Source organism: Bradyrhizobium sp. ORS 86 (assembly GCF_045571475.1).
Taxonomy (GTDB): Bacteria; Pseudomonadota; Alphaproteobacteria; order Rhizobiales; family Xanthobacteraceae; genus Bradyrhizobium.
In genome coordinates this window covers 6,274,671-6,292,033 of record NZ_CP120699.1, presented here as the reverse complement: position 1 = coordinate 6,292,033, position 17,363 = coordinate 6,274,671, and the positions used below count along the sequence as shown (strand labels likewise).

The 17,363-nt window shown below is 64.6% G+C and carries 13 protein-coding genes and 2 tRNA genes; 7 read left to right on the top strand and 8 right to left on the bottom strand.

Annotated features, from left to right (window positions below; genetic code table 11):
- Positions 1–47 precede the first annotated feature (47 nt).
- A complete protein-coding gene (locus P6U25_RS28935; RefSeq protein WP_407148164.1) occupies positions 48–1,040 on the bottom strand; it encodes an L-threonylcarbamoyladenylate synthase in 993 nt (330 codons plus the stop codon).
- 69 nt (positions 1,041–1,109) lie between these two features.
- Between P6U25_RS28935 and P6U25_RS28930 the strand changes: the two genes are divergently transcribed.
- A tRNA-Pro gene (locus P6U25_RS28930) sits at positions 1,110–1,186 on the top strand.
- A gap of 253 nt (positions 1,187–1,439) precedes the next feature.
- On the opposite strand, the gene P6U25_RS28925 is transcribed toward P6U25_RS28930, so the two are convergent.
- Positions 1,440–2,705 (bottom strand): hypothetical protein, encoded by a 1,266-nt coding sequence (locus P6U25_RS28925; protein WP_280976143.1) that lies wholly within the window; start codon positions 2,703–2,705, stop codon positions 1,440–1,442.
- Positions 2,706–3,685: 980 nt separating this feature from the next.
- On the opposite strand from P6U25_RS28925, the gene P6U25_RS28920 reads away from it, so the two are divergent.
- Positions 3,686–4,933, top strand: a complete 1,248-nt coding sequence (locus P6U25_RS28920; protein ID WP_280976145.1) for a site-specific integrase — start codon at positions 3,686–3,688, stop codon at positions 4,931–4,933.
- Positions 4,934–4,950: 17 nt separating this feature from the next.
- On the opposite strand, the gene P6U25_RS28915 is transcribed toward P6U25_RS28920, so the two are convergent.
- Positions 4,951–5,026: transfer RNA gene (locus tag P6U25_RS28915), tRNA-Ile, on the bottom strand.
- Between the two features lie 167 nt (positions 5,027–5,193).
- Positions 5,194–6,162 carry a Bug family tripartite tricarboxylate transporter substrate binding protein gene (locus tag P6U25_RS28910; RefSeq protein WP_407148163.1) on the bottom strand — a complete coding sequence of 323 codons (969 nt, stop codon included), beginning with the start codon at positions 6,160–6,162 and terminating at the stop codon, positions 5,194–5,196.
- A gap of 122 nt (positions 6,163–6,284) precedes the next feature.
- Between P6U25_RS28910 and P6U25_RS28905 the strand changes: the two genes are divergently transcribed.
- On the top strand, positions 6,285–7,253 hold the full coding sequence (locus P6U25_RS28905; RefSeq protein WP_407148162.1) for a TAXI family TRAP transporter solute-binding subunit: 969 nt from the start codon (positions 6,285–6,287) through the stop codon (positions 7,251–7,253).
- Between the two features lie 127 nt (positions 7,254–7,380).
- Here P6U25_RS28905 and P6U25_RS28900 read toward each other — a convergent pair whose 3' ends face one another.
- Positions 7,381–8,592: an ABC transporter substrate-binding protein gene (locus tag P6U25_RS28900; RefSeq protein ID WP_407148161.1), complete on the bottom strand. Its 1,212-nt coding sequence runs from the start codon at positions 8,590–8,592 to the stop codon at positions 7,381–7,383.
- A 186-nt stretch (positions 8,593–8,778) separates the two neighbouring features.
- On the opposite strand from P6U25_RS28900, the gene P6U25_RS28895 reads away from it, so the two are divergent.
- Complete coding sequence (locus tag P6U25_RS28895) at positions 8,779–9,891, top strand: molybdopterin-binding protein (protein ID WP_407148160.1); 1,113 nt, start codon at positions 8,779–8,781, stop codon at positions 9,889–9,891.
- Positions 9,892–9,909: 18 nt separating this feature from the next.
- Complete coding sequence (locus P6U25_RS28890; RefSeq protein WP_407152639.1) at positions 9,910–11,946, top strand: molybdopterin biosynthesis protein; 2,037 nt, start codon at positions 9,910–9,912, stop codon at positions 11,944–11,946.
- 1,046 nt (positions 11,947–12,992) lie between these two features.
- Here P6U25_RS28890 and P6U25_RS28885 read toward each other — a convergent pair.
- From P6U25_RS28885 to P6U25_RS28875, 3 genes are all read right to left on the bottom strand, one after another.
- The gene (locus tag P6U25_RS28885) at positions 12,993–13,250 is read right to left on the bottom strand and encodes a hypothetical protein (protein WP_407152638.1); all 258 of its coding nucleotides are present in this window, start codon (positions 13,248–13,250) and stop codon (positions 12,993–12,995) included.
- A 522-nt stretch (positions 13,251–13,772) separates the two neighbouring features.
- The gene (gene mobA / locus P6U25_RS28880) at positions 13,773–14,411 is read right to left on the bottom strand and encodes a molybdenum cofactor guanylyltransferase MobA (protein ID WP_407148159.1); all 639 of its coding nucleotides are present in this window, start codon (positions 14,409–14,411) and stop codon (positions 13,773–13,775) included.
- On the bottom strand, positions 14,392–15,282 hold the full coding sequence (locus P6U25_RS28875) for a formate dehydrogenase accessory sulfurtransferase FdhD (RefSeq protein WP_407148158.1): 891 nt from the start codon (positions 15,280–15,282) through the stop codon (positions 14,392–14,394). Before P6U25_RS28875 ends, mobA begins: the two co-directional genes overlap by 20 nt.
- A 263-nt stretch (positions 15,283–15,545) precedes the next feature.
- Here P6U25_RS28875 and mobB point away from each other — a divergent pair, with 263 nt between their 5' ends.
- Both mobB and glp read left to right on the top strand, forming a co-directional pair.
- A complete protein-coding gene (mobB, locus tag P6U25_RS28870) occupies positions 15,546–16,073 on the top strand; it encodes a molybdopterin-guanine dinucleotide biosynthesis protein B (protein WP_407148157.1) in 528 nt (175 codons plus the stop codon).
- A 9-nt stretch (positions 16,074–16,082) separates the two neighbouring features.
- Complete coding sequence (glp, locus tag P6U25_RS28865; RefSeq protein ID WP_407148156.1) at positions 16,083–17,336, top strand: gephyrin-like molybdotransferase Glp; 1,254 nt, start codon at positions 16,083–16,085, stop codon at positions 17,334–17,336.
- The last annotated feature ends 27 nt before the right edge of the window (positions 17,337–17,363 follow it).

Here is a 17,363-nt window from a genome sequence, read left to right as displayed (position 1 = left end):
GCATCACGCGCTGATCTCCATGATTGTGCGGCGGTTCCGTGCTCGAATCATGCCCGGCCGACGGCCGCGCGGCGCAGCCGGTCGTTGATGGCCTCGCCGAGGCCATCATCCGGAATCGGCATCACCGCGATGGCATCGGCGTTTATTCTGTCGAGCGCGCGCAGGTAGCCGAAAAGGTTGGCGGCAGCCTCGGCGAGGTCGCCGCGCTCGGACAGGTTCATCACGACGGAGGCATATGCGGCCCGCGCCACCTTGGTCGGCCCGAACGCCAGCAGCGCTTCGCCGACATGGACGTCGCTGGCATTGAGCCGGACCGGCGTACGCGGCGCGTAGTGCGAGGCGAGCATGCCCGGTGCGACTGGCTGGCCATCCTCGCCCTCCGCGCCTGGTGGTGGTGATTGCAGGGGAAGGCCAAGCACACGCTCGATCTCGGCGCGCGGCAGGCCGCCGGGCCGCAGCAGCACCGGATCCGAGAAGCAGCCGACGATGGTCGATTCCACGCCGACCTCGACCGGGCCGCCGTCGACGATCAGATCGATACGGCCGGCGAGGTCGCCGTTCACATGCTCGGCCGTGGTCGGCGAGACATGGCCGGAGAGATTGGCCGAGGGCGCCACCACGGCACCGCCGAAGGTCTTGATGATCTCGCGCGCCATCTTGTGGGCCGGGACGCGAATCGCGACAGTTTCGAGGCCGGCGGTAGCCAGCTCCGCCACCGGGCAGGACAGGGCCCTCGGCAACACCAGGGTCAGCGGGCCCGGCCAGAACGCTTCCGCAAGCCGCAAGGCCTGCCCGTTGAACAGGGCGATCCGCCGGGCGGCGGCCAGATCGGCGACATGGGCGATCAGCGGATTGAAGGCTGGCCGGCCCTTGGCTTGGTAAAGCCGTGCGATCGCAGCCGCATTGCCGGCATCGGCGCCAAGCCCGTAGACGGTCTCGGTCGGGAAGGCCACCAGGCCGCCTTCGGCCAACACCCCCGCGGCCGTCGCGGTGGCGGCGGCGCCGGCGGGCAGAACGAGCGTTTTCAGGCCTGTATCCACTGTGACTAAATCCTCAACTGGGTAGCTTGCAGTCCCTGAAACCCGACGCTATAAGCCGGGCCTCTTAGTCGGAGTGTGGCTCAGCCCGGTAGAGCACTGCGTTCGGGACGCAGGGGTCGCAGGTTCGAATCCTGCCACTCCGACCATTCTTTCAATGGCTTATAGTTTCGCCGGTCTGATGGCGCAACGAAATGCGCAACGAATTGGGTCATCTTACACCGTTGCGCGGCCATTTGATGCCATTCTTTCTGGTGCTGGCAGTATCATCAGGGTGGCGGTCCTCGCCCCTTGAGGTGTGGGGGCGACGTCCGGGAACTCTTAGTCGTGATAATCGGCATTCGGTGGCGGGAGGCCCGCGACGCGCGCGTCGACGCTTGAGGTCGAAGCTCGAATGTTGAGCTAGCGGCGTCCCCCGAAAGCCTCTGCCGCTTCCTCTTGGAAGTCCGGATGATGATGGCCGTAGTTTTGCTCGAGCTGCTCGACGGTCATACCAAGCCATCCAGCGGCTTCCCACAGATCGGTACCTGCCTGCATTTGCCACGTAGCCGCGGTATGTCGGAGCGAGTGCCGCACGACTTCATCGCCAAGCCCTGCATCCTCAAGGATTCCCTCCCAGGCGGAGCGGATCTTTCCAGCGAGAGGCTGGCCGTCATGCATGCGGTTGACGACGAAGCGGATTTCCTCGCCATCCTTCATCAGCCCCGCCGCGCGCAGTTTGGCCGAACGCCGCGCGTCGATAGAACGCCAGCGCACCAAATGTGGTCGTAGTCGATTGGCAATTTTTGTTGGAGGACGCCGCTTCTTGGTGGCTTGTTCGTCGCTGCCTCGACCCTGATAGATCATGGCATTGAGGTTCAACCATGGATGCGTAGTGGTCGCCATCCATTGTGTCCGGCGGATCGTCTCCTCTCGCCTGGCGCTGTACAGCCCGATGAGAATAAAGCGTGCTGCCGGCCGACGCCGATTGATGATCCAGCGCTCACGGCGGATCAGGCGCCCGTTCAGAGTGCTCTTCCAGTGACCACGCGCGACATCCCAAACGTAGCCCATCGCTGCACCGAATAGACGAGCGGCCTCGTTTCGCGTTAGCCAACGCTGCCGGCCGTCTGCCTTTGGCGGCAACGTAACCTTTGGCACGATGCTAAGCGTGTGCTCGGCATGGTAGGCGTTAATCGCGGCACGCAGATCTTCTAGCCGCCGCCGCGCCGTTTGATCCGAGACAGTTCCGGCGCGCGGTGTAATACCGGCCGCTCTATTGTTCTGGTTCGGAGCGCCGGTCGACCAGTCGACAAAGTCCCGGCAGAGCTGCGCCTTAAGCTCTGAGATCTTCTTCGCACCGAAAAATGCGTTCAGATCGAGCAAGCGAATGAGCAATAGCTCATGGTCTGCGAGTTTCCGGGAGTCCTGCGACCGGGGTCGTTTCAACGTCTCATAAAAGGTCAGGATATCCGCTATCGAGAGGATACGAGGGTCGGTCGCCCCAATTGCGAACGTGTGGCGCGAGCCGATGTATTTTTCCAGCGCTTGCGCTGCTCCATCAGTGTCATCGCGGCAGCAGCCTGTGCGGATCTGCCGTCGCTTTCCGCCCGATTGATCGAGGATGACCCAGCATCCTTCGTCTTCTCGCAGCCAGAGTCGCGGCGGTTTGGCTTTGCGGCCCGGCATGATGGTTTGACCATTTTGCGGATGGCACGAGGGGTCGTCAGATCCTTCCCTGCTACTTTGGCGATTTCAAGAGTCCCTACAGCCGTGGCCTTGCGCAAGGACGATAACGTCAACGGTCCGTGTGGAAAGAACACGGCAACAGCCTCCACAAGCGTCATCACTTCGTCCTCGTCCCATTGGGCGGGATTGGGCCGCGCTTTTGCGCGGGCGAGCTTGTCGACTTTATGCTTCGGCATGCTTGGACAGGGTGCTCATGGATTAGCGAGCCCTTCGGCTCCGCCGTTAGTTCAAGGTGTATGTGAATTCTGCGTTTCGGGAAGCCTTTCCCTCGGCTAGTGCGGCAATTGGCGGCTGCGAGGTGCAAATCGGACAATTTGATAAGGGATCGACGCGTTCGCGGCATAAATTAGCGGCGGGCGTCCTCAAGACGCACGACACGACCGGTGTCGATGTTCGATCGTGCCGCAGCAGATTGCTTATCTTGCGCAATCATCGATCAGGGTCGACGACGGTAACTTCGAAATGTATGGGGAAATCTCGATGGCAACGTCCGAAACGTACAAAACGTTTCTCAGTCGTGTCACCGAAGCGCGCGAAGCCGTGGCTACCCGCTCGGGTGTCCAAGCGCCAACTCCCCGGACGGTGGTCTTGAAGCTATCTGGCCAATTGTACGAGGTTACACGGCACTGTGCGATAATGGGGAACGTCGGCTTCCTTCGCAGGATTGGGAGGACCATAATTCAACAAGTGCGGCTTTGCCGCTGAAGAACCGCGCAGGCGTCGATGAGAGATCGAACGCAATCGGAAATTACGCCAGATACCCCGCTTCGCCTTGCTGATGCCGTGAAGATCGCATTCCCTATGGGCGGAATGACGGTCGCCGGCCTGCGACGTGAGCGCGATCGTAACCGACTGCTAGTTGAGAAGATTGCCGGCAAGGAATTTACCACTCTGGCTCACATTGAACGGATGCGAGAGCTATGCCGCGACGAAGCAAGGGCGCCAGGCTCCAGCTCAAGGCCGCCCGCCGAGACAAAAGCGGAAAGATCACCCACCAAGCGACCTGGATTATCAGAGACAACGGCCGGGATGTCGGCACAGGCTGCGCTGCAGATGAGATTGCGGCTGCGGAAAGGAAATTAGAGGAATACTTAGCGTCTAAGTACACGCCGGAGCGACGAATACGGCACATCGACGATATTCCGGTCGCGGATGTTCTGTCGATTTACTTAGATGCGCAGCTTGAAAAGCTTCGCGATCGCTTTAACGTCGATGGCGAAAACGAAGATTCCATTCCCGCTATCCGCAAGTTCAAGAAGCGCATCGAGCGATTGAACGAGTGGTGGGGCGCAAAAATGCTTGGCGAAGTAAACGGAGAGGCATGCCGCTCATACAAGAAATGCCGCAGAAAGGGCGGCGCGCGCCGAGATCTTGAGGATCTGCGTGCCGCTGTTGGTCACCATGCAGCCGAAGGATACCACAGGGAAATCGTCAAGGTCTCGTTGCCGGAGAAGGGTGAGCCGCGCGACAAGTGGTTGACACGCAGCGACGCGGCCAAGCTGATTTGGACTTGCTGGCGCTATCGCGAACGGCAAAAGAATTCGCGCCGACCGATGGAGGATGTGAAGGCCCCGACGCGCAAGCGTCCGCTGCGACATCTTGCTCGCTTCATACTCTTGGGCATCTACAGCGGGACGCGGGCTGGAGCCATAGCCGCGGCATCACCAATCCCAGCGGTCGGTCGTTCTTATGTCGACCTGGAGCGCGGACGCTACTACCGTCAGAAGCAGGGCAGCGCGAAAACCAACAAGCGGCAACCGACGGTCCCGATCCCCTCGCGCTTGCTCACCCACTTGCGGCGTTGGCACCGCATTGATCCAGACGCAAGGCACTTCGTTGAGTTCAACGGCAGGCCGGTGGCCTCGGTCAAAACCGCATTCAAGAGCGCCGTCAAGCTTGCGGGGCTTGGTCCCGGAATATCTCCTCATACCTTGCGACACACGGCGGCGACTTGGCTGATGCAGAGGGGCGCAGATCCGTGGCAGGCAGCTGGCTATCTCGGAATGTCACTTGACGTCCTGCTGAACACCTACGGTCATCATCACCCAGATTATCTCTCCGACGCCGTCGAGAAGATCGCCATGCATGAGCACAGCGAACGAAATGCGCACGTATCTGGTGCGGTTTCTGGTGCGGTTATCCCGCTTCGGCCAAACAAGATCCAATAAGGAGTAGTTGATTTCATTGGTGGGCCCGGCAGGACTCGAACCTGCAACCAGACCGTTATGAGCGGCCGGCTCTAACCATTGAGCTACAGGCCCCGCCGCCTGCGGGCCGCTTGGTACGGTCGGCAACGGTGCGGGGCTCCGTTTACAGGGTGCCCGCGGTTTCGGCAATGCCGCTCCGAGCCGCCGATCGCTCCGCGATCTCCTGATCGGCGGCCTGCTGGAACAGGGGCCAGACGCCGGTTTCCGCGGCCGTCGACGCATCAATCCACCGAGACCCCGGCGAACTCTACCACCTTGCGCCATTTCTCGGTCTCGTCCGCCACCAGCTTGCCGAATTCGGCCGGCGTCATCTGCTTCGGGATGCCACCGGCCTCCGCGAGGCGGGCCACGAGCTTCGGGTCCTTCAAGGCTTCGCCGACCGCTTTGTTGAGCGTCTCAACAACCTCCGGCGGCGTGCCCTTCGGCGCCGAGATGCCGTAGAAGCCGACCGCCTCGAAGCCCGGCACCGTCTCGGCGATCGCGGGCACGTCGGGCACGGACGGCCAGCGCTGCGGCGAAGTGACGCCAAGCGCCCGCACGTTGCCGCCGCGGGCCTGCTCCAGCGCCGACGGAAGATTGTCGAAGATCAACTGGACCTTGTTGGAGATGATGTCGGGGAAGGCGATCGCCGAGCCGCGATACGGCACGTGCAGCATGTCGCACTTGGTCATCGCCTTGAACAATTCGGCCGACATGTGCACCGAGGTGCCGTTACCCGAGGAGGCATAGGAGATCTTGCCGGGATTGGCCTTGCAGTAGTCGATGAACTCCTGAACGGTCTTGACCGGCATCGCGTTCGACACCACCAGCATGTTGGTAAGCTGCATGATGCTCGCGACCGGCGTGGTGTCGCGCAGGAAATCGAATGGTAACTTCTTGTAGAGCGAGGTCGAGATCGCATTGTTGGGTGCGACGAACAGCAGCGTGTAGCCATCGGCCGGCGAGTTGATCGCGGCGGCGGCCGCGATGTTGCCGCCCGAGCCGGTGCGGTTCTCGACGATGAATTGCTGGCCGAAATGATCCGACAGCCACTGGCCCATGATGCGGGCGACGATGTCGACCGGGCCGCCGGCGGCAAAGCCGATCAGCCAGCGCACCGGCCGGTTCGGGTAGTCGGAGGCGGACGAGGGGCCAAGCGAAGCAAGACAGCAGGCCAAACCGAGCAAAGCAGCACGCGCGAACCGGATCATTGTCTCTCCCGTCATTTTGTTGTGAGCATTGCCGCCATGGTTTCACAAAACGCTGGCTTTGCCTACGACGTCCGCCGTGCGACGATCGCCTGCCCTGCATCGCATGCTGCTTGAGGCCTGATATGAAATTCGCTGTTATGGTTTGCGCCGCCGCGTTGTTGCTCGCGGGCGGCGCGGTGACGCAAGCGGGGGACAGGGCCATGTCGAAGACCACGATCCATTTCGGCACGGCGACGCCGGGCGGCGGCTTTCCGCTCTATGGCAACGCCTTCGCCGAGGTCATGAACGCCGCCGACCCGACGCTGTCGATCGAACCGCGCAACACCAAGGGCTCCAACGAGAACATCCCGCTGCTCGAGGCCGGCACGATCGATATTGCAACCGTTGCGGGCGAGCCGTCCTATGAGGCCTTCATGGGAATCGGGCGGCCGGCGGCGACGAAGCTGAAGATCCTCACCGCGATGTATTCGAGCCCCGGCATGTTCGTGGTCCGCGCCGACAGCCCCTACAAGACGATCCAGGATCTGGTCGGCCGGCCCGTCGCGTTCGGCGCCAGGGGCTCCGGCCTGCCGATCCTGTCGCGCTACGTCCTCGACGGCATCGGGCTGAAGCAGGACGAGGACTTCAAGTCGATCTACCTCGATCGCGCCGGCGACGGCCCGGCGATGGTGGAGGACGGCCGCGCCGCCGCGCTGTGGGGCGCCGGCATCGGCTGGCCCGGCTTCACCAAAATGGCCGAGAGCCCGAGCGGCGCCCGCTTCATCGCGCCAAGTGCGGACGAGATTGCACGTATCCGTGCCAAGCATACCTTCCTGAAGCCGTTGACAGTCCCGGCGGGCAGCTATCCGAAGCAGACCGAGGCGATCGCCTCGGTCGGCTCCTGGAGCTACATCCTCGTGCGCGAAAGCCTGCCCGACGATGTCGCCTATCGGCTCGCGAAGACGCTGCACGGCGCCGAGGCGGCCTTCTGCAAGAAGCTCGCGCAGGCCTGCGAAACCACCGCGGCCAACACCGTCGCCGCCGCACCCGACATCAACCTGATCCACCCCGGTGTGCTCAGATACTTCCGCGAGATCGGGGTGGTGAAGTGAAGAGCGCATTAGACGTCTTTGGTGCCCTACAGAAAGGCCATTCCGGTGCGCGTGGAGCGCGAACCCGGAATCTCGAGATTCCGGGTTCGATGCTAACGCATCGCCCCGGAATGACGACCTCCGGTCGTCACTTCTTCACCAGCGGGCAGGCCGGGTCCGGCGGGCCGAACGCGTCCTCGCCCGAGATCTTGGTCAGGATCTTGTAATAGTCCCATGGATATTGCGACTCCTTGGGCGTCTTGACCTGCACCAGCCAGAGGTCGTGCACCATCAGATTGTCCTCTCGCAGCTTGCCGTTGCGGGCGAAGAAATCCTCGATCGGCTTCTCGCGCATCTTGGCCGCGACCTTCAACGGATCGTCGGTGCCGCTCTCCTTGATGGCGTTGAGATAGTGCATGACGGAGGAGTAGACCCCGGCCTGCCACATCGTCGGCATCCGGTTCATCTTGGCGAAGTAGCGCTTCGACCATTCGCGGGTCTTGTCGTCCATGTCCCAGTAGAACGAGGTGGTCAGCAACAACCCTTGCGCGGCAGAGAGGCCGATCGAGTGGACGTCGGTGATCAGGGCCAGCAGCGCCGCCATCTGCTGCCCGCCGGCGAACACGCCGAACTCGCCGGCGGTCTTGATCTCGTTGGTGTTGTTCGGCGGCCCGCCCGCAATGCCGATGATCTTCGCCTTCGAGGCCTGCGCCTGCAGGATGAAGGACGACAGATCGGGCGTTGCAAAGGGCGGCCGCACCGCGCCCAGCACCTTGCCGCCGTTCTTGGTCACCACGGCGGATGCGTCCTTCTCCAGCGAGTGGCCGAACGCGTAGTCGTCGGTGATGAAGAACCAGCTATCGCCGCCGCGCTTCACCACTTCCTTGGCGGTGCCGACCGCGAGCGCCCGGGTGTCGAACACCCATTGGATCGCATAGGGCGAGCAGAACTTGCCGTGGAAATCGGTCGCGCCGGTCGAATGCGTGATGAACAGCTTCTTCTTCTCGTTGGCGATGTTCTGCACCGCGAGCCCGACCGCCGACACCGGGACGTCGACGATGAGGTCGACCTGATCGACGTCGTACCAGCGCCGGGCGATGGTTGCGCCGATGTCGGGTTTGAGCTGATGGTCGCCGACGATCACGGAGATCGGTTTGCCCAGCACCTTGCCGCCGAAATCGTCGACCGCCATCTGCGCGGCGGTGACAGAGCCTTGTCCGGTCGGCGTTGAGGCCGGGCCGTTCATGTCGGTGAGCACACCGATCTTGACCACGTCATCCGAAATCTGCGCCATTGCGGCCGAGGAGGCCAGCAGCGCGGCTGCGAGCGTCCCGAACATGGATAGTCTTCTGGCGATCATTCTGTCTCCCTCCCTCAATTGGCGCATTGGCCCGTTATTCTTTGTGCCGCGGCTTTGCCGAGTGGCCATATTGGTTTCTTTTGCAACCATTTTGGTGTCCGCGTCAACGCGCCTTCGGTCTAATGGCTGGCGTTCGGACTGGCTCGGGGCGGTTTCTTTCGGCGTCGATTCAGTCCATAGCGGGTTATGGTCACAGCCCAACGCTTGCCGCCTTCGCTCACTCCGCTCGACGTAGCGCTCGCCGCCTTGTTGCGCGACATCGCGCCGGTCGAGCCGATCGAGTTGCCGCTCGCCGATGCCTTGCGCTGCGTCGCCGCCGAGATGCCGCCACTGCGCGCGCATCCGCCGCGCGATGTCGCGGTCCATGACGGCTGGGCGATGCGCGCCAATGATCTGGTCGGCGCGTCGTCCTATGCGCCCTTGCCGCTGGCCGCGGCCCCAGTCTGGGTCGAGGCCGGCCAGGCCATGCCCGATGGCACCGATTGCGTGGTCGACGCCGACGCGGTCGACAGCTCCGGTCCGCTTGCGCAGGTGCTTGCCGAAGCGATCCCGGGGCAGGGCGTCCGGCGCGCCGGCAGCGATCTCGCCGAGGGGCGGGCGCTGGTGGAAGCAGGGCAGCCCGTGCGGCCGCGTGACCTCTTGCTTGCGCGAGCCGCGGGACTGGAGAGGTTGCGTGTCCGGCGCCCGCGGCTTCGCATCGTCAAGAGTCCCGGCGGCATGGTGACCGCGCCGTTCATCGCGGAAGTGGCGCGCAGCGTTGACGCCGATGTCGTCTGCATCGACGCGGCGGGCCGTGATGCGGCGGCGATCGCAAGCGCACTCGATGCGGATGGCTGCGATCTGCTGATCACGATCGGCGGCAGCGGCGTCGGCCGCACCGATGCGACCGTGACCGCGCTTGCTGTGCGCGGCGAAGTGATCACGCACGGTATCGCCTTGCAGCCTGGCTGTACCACGGCGATCGGGCGGATCGATGCAACGCCGGTCATCGCCTTGCCGGGTGCGCCGGATCAGGCCTTCGCGGCGTGGTGGGCAATTGGGGTTCCCGTGCTCGATCGCCTCTCGGGACGACGTCCGCGCGAGATGCTCGCGCTGCCGCTGGCGCGCAAGATCGCCTCGAGCGTCGGCATTGCGGAGGTCGTGCTGCTGGCGCGGCAGCAGGATACCTGGATGACGCTCGCGATCGGGGAACTGTCGCTCGATGCGATTGCGCGCGCCGAGGCCGTGCTGATCGTGCCGGGCGCGGCGGAGGGGTTTGCTGCGGGCGCCTCCGTCGATCCCTATATCTTGCAAGAGTGAGTTCCCGAGATGACCGAGATGCCCGTATCGAGCGACAGCAAGCAGCATCGTCATTCCGGGGCGCGCGATAGCGCGAACCCGGAATCTCGAGATTCCGGGTCTGGTGGTGGCGCACAATCCCGGAATGACAATGGCTCTCACCTCGATCAGGACCAGTTCCTGACCATCCTTTCGCGCGAGGACGCGCTCGCGCGCTTTGAGGCCGCGTTGTTTCCGCGGCCGGTGCCGAGCGAGACGCGTCCGCTCGCCGACGCGCTCGGCTGCGCGCTGGCGGAGGATGTGGTTGCGCCGATCGACGTGCCACCGTTCGATCGCTCCAATGTCGACGGCTTCGCGGTGCGCTCGGCCGATATTGCCGGCGCGGGTGAAGGGGCGCCCGTGTGGCTCTTGCTGAACGATGAGGTCATTGCCTGCGGCATCGCGCCGATGCGGCCGGTGTTGTCGGGCACCGCGACGGCAATCGCGACCGGCGGGCCGGTGCCGCGCGGCGCCGACGCCATTGTGATGGTGGAGCACACCCAGCCCGCCAGCCATCGCGCGATCGAGGTTCGTCGCGCGGCGTCGCCCGGACAATTCGTCTCCTATGCCGGCTCCGACATCGCGCGCGGCGAGGCGCTGCTGCGCGCCGGCACCGTCATCGGCTCGCGCGAGATCGGCATGCTCGCGGCCTGCGGCATCGCGGAGGTTCAGGTGGCACGGCGGCCGCAGGTCGCGATCCTCTCGACCGGCGACGAGCTCGTGCAGCCGGGTGAGAAGCTGCGGCCGGCCGCGATCTACGACACCAACGGCGCCATCGTCACGGCGGCAATTGCCGAGAATGGCGGCGAAGCGCGTTTCCTTGGCGCGATTCCGGACGATGAGGCCGAGCTCGAAGCCACGATGCGCAGGACGCTGGCCGAGAGCGACATACTCGTGCTGTCGGGCGGCACATCCAAGGGCGCAGGCGACGTCTCGCACCGGATCATCAGCCGGCTCGGCAAGCCCGGCATCATCGCGCATGGTGTGGCGCTGAAGCCCGGCAAGCCGCTCTGCCTCGCGGTCTGTGACGGCAAGCCGGTGGTCATCCTGCCGGGTTTCCCAACCTCGGCGATGTTCACCTTCCATGACATGATCGTTCCGGTGCTGCGGCGGATGGCCGGTCTGCCGCCGCGCTCGGATGCCAAGGTGATGGCCAAGGTGCCGGTGCGGATCGCGTCCGAGCTTGGGCGCACCGAGTTCGTCATGGTCTCGCTGGTCGAAGGCGCCGATGGCCTGATCGCCTATCCCAGCGGCAAGGGCTCCGGCGCGATCACGTCGTTCGCGCAGGCCGATGGCTTCCTGAAGATCGACGCGCTGGCCGATCAGATGACGGCGGGCAGTGAGGCCGAGGTGACGCTGTTCACGCCGTATGTGCGGGTGCCTGATCTCGTGATCGTTGGCAGCCATTGCACGGGGCTCGATCTCGTCACCGCGCCGCTGGCGCGCGCCGGCCTGACTGTGCGGTCGATCGCGGTGGGCAGCCTCGGCGGGCTGGCGGCCGCCAAGCGCGGCGAGTGCGATCTCGCGCCGATCCATCTGTTCGACGACAAGACCGAAACCTACAACACGCCGTATCTCGCCGCCGGCCTCGAGCTCGTGCCGGGGTGGCGGCGCATGCAGGGCATCGTGTTCCGCAAGGACGACACGCGCTTTGCGGGATTGAGCGCGCAGGATGCGGTGCGCGCCGCGCTCGCCGATCCCGCCTGCATCATGGTCAACCGCAATCAGGGCGCCGGCACCCGCATCCTGATCGACCGGCTGCTCGGTGGCAGCAGGCCTGACGGCTACTGTAATCAGCCGCGCTCGCACAATGCGGTCGCGGCCGCCGTGGCGCAGCATCGTGCCGATTGGGGCATGACCATCGCCCCGGTCGCCCATGCGTCCGGACTCGGTTTCATTCCACTCGCCGAAGAGCATTATGATTTCGCGCTGGTGACGGCGCGCAAAGCGCGGCCGGCGGTGCGGGCGTTCCTCGACGCGCTGGCGTCCGATGAAAGCCGTGCCGCATTGACCGAGGCCGGGTTCAGGCCGGCCTAGCCGGACATTCCGCCGCGACAGCAGATCTCCGGCGTACGATGCGTGGACGGCTCCGATGGCCGCGTGAGGGGTGGGCATGCTGCGCAACACGTTCGTGTCGTCCCGGCCTTCGCCGTGACGACGCTGGGGGTAGGTTTCACGCGATGTCTCACGCCGTCATTGCGAGGAGCCAACGGGTCGCGCGAGCGCGCGCCTGACGACAGGCTCCGCGACGAAGCAATCCATCCTTCCGCGCATGCGGTGCGATGGACTGCTTCCGCCTTCGCCAAGGCTTCGGCGGACAAGCCGCTTCGCTCGCAATGACCGGGCCGCCACTCCCCCCGTGGTCATCCCCCGCGCATGCGGGGGATCCAGTACGCTGCGGCCTCTCGGATCAATCACTGCTGCCTCGAATACTGGATCGCCCGCCTTCGCGGGCGATGACAGATGATGATGAGGATACAACTTCGCCTTCTCGCGACATGAACTGTCCGAGTTTTGCATCTCGTTCCGCCCTCTCGTGAAGAGAGGGCGCAGGGAAAGCCGGGTGCCGATCGCACCCATGGGCCCGGTGCAATAAAAGTAGCACCGGGGGTAGGACCACAGGTGTAACCGGAGCAATCCCGGCTTTCCCTGCGCGATGGGTTACGGCTTATACGTGCTCGCCCCGGCGAGACTGGGCTTGGTTGTCACCGCTGTTGCAAGACGCAATTGCGTCTTGCAACAGGACACCTGCCACTAGGGCGTCAGGCCTGCACGACTTCGCCGTCCGCCGTATGCGCACTCGTCAGTTGCGCAAGCGGCGTCCACCGCATCTCGACCCAGCACTCGTGACGACCGCGAAGCGCCCCTCAGGCGGGTGAGACGGGTTATTCATACACCGAGTTGCCATTCCGATAAACCGAAATATTTTTGCTGCGAGGGCTTGACGGGTTTTGCTGAGTTGCCCGTCGTGTCGAGTTGTCGCATCTTGGGTAAAGACGCGGAGCGCGTGCCCGGGTGCTGCGATGAGCTGGCCCGGTGTTCAGACACGACGTCGATTGTCACCGACATCGGCCGTGCTCGGCTCAGCACCGAAGGGCCGCCTCAACGAATTCCTGCACGGAGCGTGGCACTTCATCGTACTCCGCGATGCAGCGCCGGAGCTCGTCGGCAATATCCTTGGTGACATCGCGAGACCATCCTTCGGCGGTGTTGAAGGCCACAATGCGCACCGGGCGGCTGTACTGGTCGTCCATCAGACGCCGGATCAGGGTTTTGCGATCGGTGCCCTCTTCATCCGCTTCGCACCAGGCGCGGCCAAGTCTGCCGAAATCGTTCAGCACCAAATAGGTATCATGATCCGCTTGCGGAGGCGCGATCGAAGGCGCGCGAGGCATGTGTGAACTTCCCGATGCGACGAATTGTATGGAACCTTACTCCATTGCGGGTGCCCCTGCAGGGAATTCGCTGGAAATTTTGAGGTAAATCAGCCGAGTAGGAGGGTGTCGGCCGGTGTCATCGGTCCCTTGAAGCAAAGCGCGCCGTCGCACGTTATCGTTCAGCATGCAGGACCCACGTCGGCGCCTGTGACTGAGACCATGAGCTCCTGCATCAGGGAGCAATGCCATGCTAAGACGGCTTCGTTTCAGGAACACAACCTTGGAAGAGGTCCTGGCGGGCGACCCGTTGCGTCTTCGGAAGAGGTTCCGGGCGCGCCATCCGGCCTCGAAAGAGAACCGATCGGCACGGCTCGCCAAGGCAGGACGGCCCGTCAGCCAACGGGTTGGCTGACCCTATGGGTTTCGGGCCTCCGGAATAGGCGAGGCACTGGAAGCGCGGCGCGCAAGTGCTCGCAAGGCCGGGCTCTACCGCGCACCCGCCTCGTCCAGCGTCGCCAGCCGTTCCGCTTCGGCGATATCGTCCATCGTGTTGGCGTTGAAGAACGGGTCGAGCGGGGTGGTGGGCCAGGCGACGGTGGCGAGCCGGTAGCGCGCGGTCCAGCGGTCGATCTTCCTCACATCCTCGTCGACCAGCGCGTGGCGCAGATCGTCGCGCAAGGCCACGCTCCACAGTCCGATCACCGGATGCGACTGGCCGCCGGACGCGGCGACCGCGAGCTGCGCGTCCTGCTCGGTGAGCGCCCGGTAAAGCCGCGCCACCAGGTCGCGCGGCAGGAACGGGCAGTCGGCGGCGGCGCTCAGCACCAGCGAGACGTCACGCCGGTTCGTCGCCACCCAATCGAGCGCGGCGAGAATGCCGGCGAGCGGGCCAGGGAAATCCGCTACCGTGTCGGCGACCACCGGTAGTCCGAACGCGGCGAAGCGCGCCGGATCGCCGTTGGCGTTGAGGACAAGGCCGTCACATTGCGGCGTCAGCCGCGCGATCACGCGTTCCAGGATAGTGCGGCCGCCGATCGTGCGCATCGGCTTGTCGCCGCCGCCCATGCGTCGCGCCAGGCCGCCGGCGAGCAGGACACCAGGGATATCACTCGTCACGCGCTTCACCCTTGCGCTTGTGTCGCGCCGATTCCTCCTCGACATAGTCGAGGTTCTGGTCGAACACGATGCGCTCCTGCCCCGACAATGCGATGAAGCGTTTGCCGCGGGTGCGGCCGACCAGCGTCAGCCCGACCTGCCGCGCCAGCTCGACGCCCCAGGCCGTGAAGCCCGACCGCGACACCAGGATCGGAATTCCCATCCGCACCGTCTTGATCACCATCTCCGAGGTCAACCGTCCGGTGGTGTAGAGAATCTTGTCGCCGGGATCGACCCCGTGGCGATAGATCCAGCCGGCGATCTTGTCGACGGCGTTGTGACGGCCGACGTCCTCGGTGTAGCAGAGGGGCGTGCCCTCTTTGCACAGCACGCAGCCATGGATCGCGCCGGCTTCGAGATAGAGCGAGGGCATGGTGTTGATCGTCTGCGTCATCTGGTAGAGCCAGGAGGTGCGCAGCTCGGATTTCGGCAGCACGACGCTTTCGACCGCCTCCAGCAGATCGCCGAATGCGGTGCCCTGCGCGCAGCCGGAGGTCTGCGTGCGCTTCTTCAGCTTCTGCTCGAAATTGGTGTGATGCTCGGTGCGGACGACCACGACCTGAAGATCGTCGTGATATTCGACCTCGGTGACCACGTCGTCGTATTTGAGCATGTTCTGGTTCAGGAGATAGCCGAGCGCCAGATATTCCGGATAGTCGCCGATCGTCATCATGGTGACGATCTCCTGCGCGTTGAGGTAGAGCGTCAGTGGCCGCTCCACCGGCACCTTGATCTCGACCGCAGCTCCGGTCTGGTCGGTGCCGGTGACGCGCTCGGTCAGGCGAGGATCGTCCGGATTGGGGACGATCAGGGGAACGGGCGCTTTCTCGATCTTCATCATGTCGGTCAGGCTAGCATGACAAGGGCTTGCAGCCGATATAAGCATGTGAGGAATTGAATGAAACCTCGACCAGGACCGTCATTGCGAGCCAACGGGTCGCGCGAACGCGCGCCCGATGACAGGCTCAGCGAAGCAATCCATCGATCCGCCCGCGGAGGCATGGATTGCTTCGTCGCTCCAGCGCAAAATTGCTTTGCAATCTTGTCGCGGGCTCCTCGCAATGACGGGGTTAGAGCCGGTTCCGTGATGGAGAGCGAAGCAAGATGAAAGTGATAGGCCTCGCGGGATGGAGCGGCGCCGGCAAGACCACCTTGCTGTCGCGGGTGATCCCGCATCTGCTCGGCCGCGGCTTGCGCGTCTCCGTGATCAAGCACGCCCATCACGAGTTCGACGTCGACGTGCCCGGCAAGGATTCCTGGGTGCACCGGCAGTCCGGCGCCACCGAGGTGCTGGTGTCCTCGACACGGCGCTGGGCCTTGATGCACGAGCTGCGCGGCGCGAGCGAGCCGCGGCTGCCGGAACTGCTCGCCAAGATGGCGCGGGTCGATCTGGTGGTGGTGGAGGGGTTCAAGCGCGAGGCGGTCAACAAGATCGAGGTGCATCGCGCGGCCAACGGCAAGCCGCTGCTGTTCCCCGACGATGCGAGCGTGGTCGGCATCGTCAGCGACGTCGTGGTTGAAACCGCGTTGCCGATGGCCCACCTCGACGACATCGAGGAGGTCGCTGAATTGATGCTGCGGTCGGCGCTCCCGGTTGCCGACGTGCTGGCGATGGCTTCGGCCGGGAGCTGACGAGACTGAATGGCGCAACTGTCGGACGATTGTTTTGCCTTTGGCGGGCCGATGATGTCGGTGGACGAGGCGGTGCGCCTGATCGCTGCGCGCGTCAGCGCCGTCGCTGACGTCGAGACGGTGAGGCTTGCGGCAGCCGATGGCCGCGTGCTTGCCGCTGGCATCGCCGCGCCCTTGCCTTTGCCGCCGTTCACCAACTCCGCGGTCGATGGTTATGCGGTGGCGAGCGGTGATCTGCCGCAGACCGATGCACGCGCCTTTGCATTGTCCGGCCGGGTGCAGGCCGGCGCGTCGGCGCAGGCTGCGCTGAAGCCGGGCGAGGCGATGCGCATCTTCACGGGAGCGCCGATGCCCGATGGCGCCGACACCGTGTTCATGCAGGAGGATGTCCGCCTCGAGCACGACAAGGTCGTCTTGCCGGCCGGACTGAAGCCCGGCGCCAATGTCCGCCCGGCGGGCGAGGACATTCCGCTCGGACACGTGGCACTGCCGGCCGGCCAGCGGCTGCGGCCACAGGACGTGGCGCTCGCGGCGGCGCTCGGCCTGACCGAGCTCGCCGTCGTCAGGCGGCTGCGCGTTGCGGTGTTCTCCACCGGCGATGAACTGGTGTCGCCCGGCGAGCGTCGCGCGGCGCCGCAATTGTTCGATTCCAACCGCTTCATGCTGATGGCGATGCTGCGCCGACTCGGCTGTGACGTCAGCGATCTCGGAATCCTGCGCGACGAACGCACAGCACTTGCAGCGGCGCTGCGCAACGTCGCCGCCGCGCATGACCTGATCCTCACCACCGGGGGCGTCTCGACCGGCGAGGAGGATCACGTCAAGGCCGGTGTCGAGGCGGTCGGTAAGCTCGTGCTGTGGCGGATGGCGATCAAGCCGGGGCGGCCCGTCGCGATGGGCATTATCGAGGGCACGCCGTTGATCGGCCTGCCGGGAAACCCGGTGGCAAGCTTCGTCACCTTCGTCCACGTGGTGCGTCCGACCGTGCTGGCGCTGATGGGCGCGCGGCAGGAGCCGCTGATTGCGCTGCCGGTGCGCGCGGCCTTCACCTACAAGAAGAAGCTCGGGCGGCGCGAATATGTCCGCGTCAATCTCCGCGAAACGCACGACGGTGCGCGCGAGGCGGTCAAGTTTCCGCGCGAAGGCGCCGGCCTGTTGTCGTCACTGGTCGACACCGACGGGCTGGTCGAGCTCGGCGAGCAGGTGGCGCGCGTCGAGCCGGGCCAGACGGTCGGCTTTCTGTCCTATGCGAACCTGATGTGAGCGTTGACGATGCACAGTCGCTTCGCC